Origin of the sequence: Shewanella colwelliana, from assembly GCF_001735525.1 — a bacterium.
In the GTDB taxonomy this organism is placed as follows: Bacteria; Pseudomonadota; Gammaproteobacteria; order Enterobacterales; family Shewanellaceae; genus Shewanella; species Shewanella colwelliana.
In genome coordinates, this window is sequence record NZ_MCBT01000019.1 from 1 (window position 1) to 5733 (window position 5733).

4 protein-coding genes and 3 tRNA genes are annotated in these 5733 nt (G+C 44.1%); 1 reads left to right on the forward strand and 6 read right to left on the reverse strand.

The genetic code is table 11. The features are described 5' to 3' along the window. Nucleotides 1-15 precede the first annotated feature (15 nt). The 4 genes from tuf to BEL05_RS07805 all read right to left on the reverse strand — a co-directional run bounded on the left by tuf (nt 16) and on the right by BEL05_RS07805 (nt 1660). Entirely contained in the window at nt 16-1200 is a 1185-nt protein-coding gene (gene tuf / locus BEL05_RS07790) for an elongation factor Tu (protein WP_069670832.1), read from the reverse strand. A 182-nt stretch (nt 1201-1382) separates the two neighbouring features. Beyond that, nucleotides 1383-1456 (reverse strand) — tRNA-Gly (locus BEL05_RS07795). A 36-nt stretch (nt 1457-1492) separates the two neighbouring features. Then, a tRNA-Tyr gene (locus BEL05_RS07800) sits at nt 1493-1577 on the reverse strand. Nucleotides 1578-1584: 7 nt separating this feature from the next. Further along, nucleotides 1585-1660 (reverse strand) — tRNA-Thr (locus BEL05_RS07805). 235 nt (nt 1661-1895) lie between these two features. Between BEL05_RS07805 and coaA the strand changes: the two genes are divergently transcribed. After that, nucleotides 1896-2846: a type I pantothenate kinase gene (gene coaA / locus BEL05_RS07810; protein ID WP_028764750.1), complete on the forward strand. Its 951-nt coding sequence runs from the start codon at nt 1896-1898 to the stop codon at nt 2844-2846. 4 nt (nt 2847-2850) lie between these two features. On the opposite strand, the gene birA is transcribed toward coaA, so the two are convergent. Continuing rightward, nucleotides 2851-3810, reverse strand: a complete 960-nt coding sequence (gene birA, locus BEL05_RS07815; RefSeq protein ID WP_028764751.1) for a bifunctional biotin--[acetyl-CoA-carboxylase] ligase/biotin operon repressor BirA — start codon at nt 3808-3810, stop codon at nt 2851-2853. Further along, on the reverse strand, nt 3803-4837 hold the full coding sequence (gene murB, locus BEL05_RS07820) for a UDP-N-acetylmuramate dehydrogenase (protein ID WP_069670833.1): 1035 nt from the start codon (nt 4835-4837) through the stop codon (nt 3803-3805). The genes birA and murB overlap by 8 nt, the downstream gene beginning before the upstream one ends. Between the last annotated feature and the right edge of the window lie 896 nt (nt 4838-5733).

Below are 5733 nucleotides of genomic sequence, written 5' to 3' on the forward strand. Positions count from 1 at the left end.
TAAGACTCGTTGCGATTAAGCTACGATCTCAGCTACAACACCAGCACCAACTGTACGGCCACCTTCACGGATTGCGAAGCGTAAACCTTCGTCCATCGCGATTGGGCAGATTAGTGTTACAGTCATTGCTACGTTGTCACCAGGCATTACCATCTCTACGCCTTCTGGCAATTCGATAGTACCGGTTACGTCAGTTGTACGGAAGTAGAACTGTGGACGGTAGCCTTTGAAGAATGGAGTGTGACGTCCGCCTTCTTCTTTAGACAGAACATAGATTTCTGACTTGAAAGTTGTGTGTGGAGTGATTGAACCAGGCTTAGCCAATACTTGACCACGCTCAACTTCGTCACGCTTAGTACCACGTAGTAGTACACCACAGTTCTCACCTGCACGACCTTCGTCAAGCAGTTTACGGAACATTTCAACACCAGTACAAGTAGTCTTAGTTGTATCTTTGATACCAACGATTTCTACTTCTTCACCTACTTTGATGATACCGCGCTCTACACGACCAGTAACAACAGTACCACGACCAGCGATTGAGAATACATCTTCGATTGGAAGAATGAATGCACCATCGATAGCACGCTCTGGCTCAGGAATATAAGTGTCTAGTGCTTCAGCTAGTTCAATGATCTTAGCTTCCCACTCTGGCTCGCCTTCAAGGGCTTTAAGCGCAGAACCTTGGATAACTGGTAGGTCATCACCTGGGAAGTCATATTCGCTAAGAAGTTCACGAACTTCCATTTCTACTAGCTCTAGAAGCTCTTCGTCATCAACCATGTCACACTTGTTCATGAATACGATGATGAATGGTACACCAACCTGACGTGAAAGCAGGATGTGCTCACGAGTTTGTGGCATTGGACCATCTGTAGAAGCAACTACTAGGATTGCGCCGTCCATCTGTGCAGCACCAGTGATCATGTTTTTAACATAATCCGCGTGACCTGGGCAGTCTACGTGTGCGTAGTGACGTGATGGAGTGTCATATTCGATGTGAGAAGTATTAATTGTAATACCGCGCTCACGCTCTTCTGGAGCGTTATCGATCTGTGCGAAGTTTTTAAGTTCACCACCGTAAGTCTTCGTTAGTACCGAAGAGATAGCTGCGGTTAGAGTTGTTTTACCATGGTCAACGTGACCGATGGTGCCCACGTTTACGTGAGGTTTGCTACGTTCAAATTTTTCTTTAGCCATGGTAATGCCCCAATTAGAGATACTTGGTGATGAAATCTACATACAACAAAAAATCCGATGCCAAATGTCATCGAATCGATTTAATTAAGATAATAAGGAAGCTTAGTAGGAGGCTGAGGGCAGTTTATCGAGAACGTAACCCACAAGGGGAGCTCTTAGATATGGGCACAGTCAGCGAAAATTGGAGCGGATGGCGGGAATCGAACCCGCGTTATCAGCTTGGAAGGCTGGAGTAATACCATTATACGACATCCGCGCAACCTAACTAAGGTTACCTAACTACCTAGAAAAATGGTGGAGGGAGAAGGATTCGAACCTTCGAAGGCTGAGCCGTCAGATTTACAGTCTGATCCCTTTGGCCACTCGGGAACCCCTCCAGAGAAATGGTGCCGGCACCAAGAGTCGAACTCGGGACCTACTGATTACAAGTCAGTTGCTCTACCAACTGAGCTATGCCGGCGTGTCATTTCGGTAGCGGATATTAGGTAATAGTGACGACAAGTGCAATAGCTAATTTTAAATATTTGCAAAAAAATTGGTTAAATGGCGGAATTTCATGCATTCACATCCATAAGCGCGCACTATTTGCCCAGATATTTACCAATTCATTACATAGACCAAAGGAAAGTAATTTTTGCAGTTGTTCCACTTATACCTATGGTGTACTGTGCGATGCCTAAGGGGAGATTTACACCATGCAATTAGACAGTCACATTCATAATGCGCTTTACTTGGCGTTTGAGCGCCAACAATGGGCCGAACTCAGAAAATCAGTGCCACTGACACTGAGTGAAAGTGAACTAGAAAATTTGCGAGGAATAAACGAGTCGATATCATTAGATGAAGTCACTGACATCTACTTGCCGCTTAGCCGTTTACTTAACCTAATTGTAGAAGCCAGACAACAACGTGGGTTAGTACTGAATCAGTTTTTAGGGCGAGTGCCACCTAAACGTCCTTATATCATCAGTATTGCTGGCAGCGTCGCGGTGGGGAAAAGTACCACCGCACGTATTATGCAAGCGCTGTTACAACAGTGGCCTGAACATCCAAAAGTTGATCTCGTCACTACCGACGGCTTCTTATATCCATTGGCGGAATTAAAACGTCGCGGCCTGCTTCAACGTAAAGGCTTTCCTGAAAGTTACGATATGAAGATGTTAGTGGAGTTCATTTCGAAAATTAAGGCCGGTGACAGCGTCGTTAAAGCGCCTATCTACTCGCACATTAGTTACGATAGAATTACTGACACCAATCAAGTCATTCAACAGCCTGATATTTTAATTATTGAAGGACTTAATGTTTTACAAACAGGACAAGATACTCACGTTGCTATCCAGCAGCCTTTTGTCTCTGATTTCGTTGACTTTTCCATCTATGTTGATGCAGAAGAGTCTCTGCTAAAAGATTGGTATGTTTCGCGGTTCTTGCAATTTAGAAGTGGCGCATTTAGCGACCCAAACTCCTATTTCCACCATTACTCAAGCTTGACCGACGATGAAGCAACAAAAATAGCCGCTAATATCTGGGATAGTATTAACGGCCCTAATCTTAACCTAAACATCCTACCAACGAGAGATAGAGCTCACCTGATCCTCCGTAAAGGTACTGATCATTTGATGAACCAGGTGTTACTAAGAAAATAATTTCTTATTGCGCGCGCAGCGATATTTCACCGCCGATATAAGCTTGAATCCCCAGTTCATTCTGCAGTAAAACCGCACCTTGATCATCAATACCACAGCAGGTGCCTTCAACGATATTATCGCCCATTAAGAGTTTAATGGGCTGACCATCGAATAGATCTACGTCTCGCCAAAGTTGTTTAAAGGCTTTAAGACCATCAACTTCAAATTGCTCCAGATCCTTCACAAGCTGTTGCTGCAACTTAATCATCAACATCGTTTTATCAGGCATTTGGGCCAATTCAGATAGATCACTCCAAGGCTGATCTATCTTTTGTGATTGTTGCTCAGACATTGACATGTTAACCCCAATGCCAATCACAACGTCACACACACTATCTGCCTGACCACTCATTTCGATTAACACGCCGGCCAGCTTCTTATGGTTTAAATAGATATCGTTCGGCCATTTCACTCCTACACCGGCAACGCCCATATTACGCAGCACAGTAACCAGTGAACAGGCAACAACAAGGCTTAGCCCCATAGCTTGTGCCATCCCCTGAGAAAACTGCCAATAAAGCGATGCATACAAGTGCCCGCCATAGGGCGATACCCAAGTGCGCCCACGACGCCCTCGACCAGCCGATTGATACTCTGCAACGCAAAGATCACCGCTGGTTAGCTCATTGACATGACCCAATAAAAACGCATTCGTTGAAGGTATATCATCGAAATAAAAACAGCGACTGCTTAATCCGCTCTTCAACACCTTCTCGTCAATTAAGCTAAGTGGTGTCGCCAACTTGTAACCCTTTCCCTTCACGCTAAACACGTCAACGCCAAACTCTTCTAAGCTTGCAATATGCTTGCTGACTGCAGCGCGAGAAATGCCAAGGTTTGTTGCTAACACCTCTCCAGAGATGAAACCTCCGCGACTTAGTTCTGCAATTATTGCGCGTTTACGCTGCCACTGATCATGCATTATCAATCTCCTTTTGCCCTGAGGCACCAATAATTCGAGGTTCGACTTCTAATGTGACGCCAAAAAGCTTATGTATCTTTGCTATAATATTGCGTGCTAACTGACACACGTCATCACCGGTTGCTTGATTTTTATTTACTAGCACGAGCGCCTGCTGCAAATGAACTGAAGCACCACCTACTGACGATCCTTTTAGACCCGCTTGCTCTATCAACCAACCTGCTGCAAGTTTCACGTCATGATCGCTCACTACATAACCGACAATATCAGGATAGCTTTCTTGCAACGATTCGAACTGTGATTTGCTGACAATGGGATTCTTAAAAAAGCTTCCTACATTACCTAATACCTTTGGATCCGGTAACTTCTGTTGCCGTATTGCACAAATACAATCAAACACAGCCTTAGGGGTGACACTTTCTCGGCTAAACCCTTTCAATGGTCCGTAACTAAGATTTGGACTCCATTGCTTATCGAGCCGTAATGCGACACTTAAAATAACTGCTCTTTGCTTTAGTTTTTGCTTAAATATAGAATCCCGATACCCAAAAAGGCATTCACTTGCATTGAGACGCTGACACTTACCTGTTTCTAAATCTAAGTATTCTACCCACTCACAGTATTGGGCAAGCTCTGCTCCGTATGCACCAATATTCTGTATCGGTGCCGCTCCAACAGACCCAGGTATTAAGGCAAGGTTTTCTAATCCTGGCATCTTATTTTCTAGGCAAAACTTAACTAAATCGTGCCAATTTTCGCCCGCTTCAACCACCAAATGATAGGCGTTATCATCTTCTTTAATAGCTATACCTTTACTTTCAAGCACGACTACAGTGCCTTGGAAATGACATGTCAGTACAATATTACTGCCACCTCCGAGTACCAATAACGGCGTATGCTCTAGCCTCTCATCTAAACAGGCTTTAACTATCTGCTGACGATTAGTAGCATGAATGAGTTTTTCACAAGTAGCATCGACGCCTAGCGTATTAAGGCCAGACAGTGAATTGTATGTATTGGTATTCATAAGATCTGTTTAGCGATTCAAAAAGTCATTGTAACGCATCGACTGTCTAGTGCATAAACCAAATACTTATCGCGCAAAAGTTCAGCTTATTTGGCTAAGGTTTGCGTAGAAATCAATAAGCAAAGCAGCTCTAATATTGAGTGCGAGCCAAAACTTGACAGCGACTAGGTACCTTTCACAGGTAGCAATTCAAAATGTGTAACATGCAAAGTGTACTTTTCAGGAGGGATAAAACTGAAAGACTATAAAGACTATAAACACCTACTATTGTGCATCGTATGCACGCCTAAAATTGATGATTGATAGTGGAAACCCACAATTAGCGGCCAATCGATATCGAAATAACTTTTTCGCGCGGCCGATATAGTTACAAGGTGGCCCCCAATTACCACCAACGATTTAGGTGAGTCTGGTTTATCACTCTCACCCTTGGCTCACGCGGATCTAAGCCATGCCGAAAAGGTCGGGACTATTTTCTACCAAGCCAACATCAAGTTTAGCCTTAAAACCACAGAGCCTTATCCCTATGAACTAATGTTGGAAGTAGAGTCAGTGCAGACGCTATCTAATGCCCATCACACAGATAGCAGCCTTGTATAACATGCACAATAGCTCCCCCTTGCTCGTGTAATTATTTCACAAGCGGGCTTTATCGACTCTCTTTACGAGAAATTAGGCACTAGAAATGAGCGACTCTTTATTATCTCCGAAGAGGACACATGGGCGTGCCAACAACCGAGACGCATAAATGCAGCGTCTTGGGCGAGGTAGGAGTTGGTATGACACTAATGGGTAAGACACGCACATGCTAAAGTCGATAAGTAACCCGTCTCACTTAAGGGCTGTCTCACGCTAATGATCTATTATTTTAAAAGGCCCAAACGCAAAAAAGCCAC

Coding starts and splice junctions, on each gene's coding strand:
- murB (WP_069670833.1), bottom strand. CDS start 4,837: ATGAATACCAATACATACAATTCACTGTCTGGCCTTAATACGCTAGGC.
- birA (WP_028764751.1), bottom strand. CDS start 3,810: ATGCATGATCAGTGGCAGCGTAAACGCGCAATAATTGCAGAACTAAGT.
- tuf (WP_069670832.1), bottom strand. CDS start 1,200: ATGGCTAAAGAAAAATTTGAACGTAGCAAACCTCACGTAAACGTGGGC.
- coaA (WP_028764750.1), top strand. CDS start 1,896: ATGCAATTAGACAGTCACATTCATAATGCGCTTTACTTGGCGTTTGAG.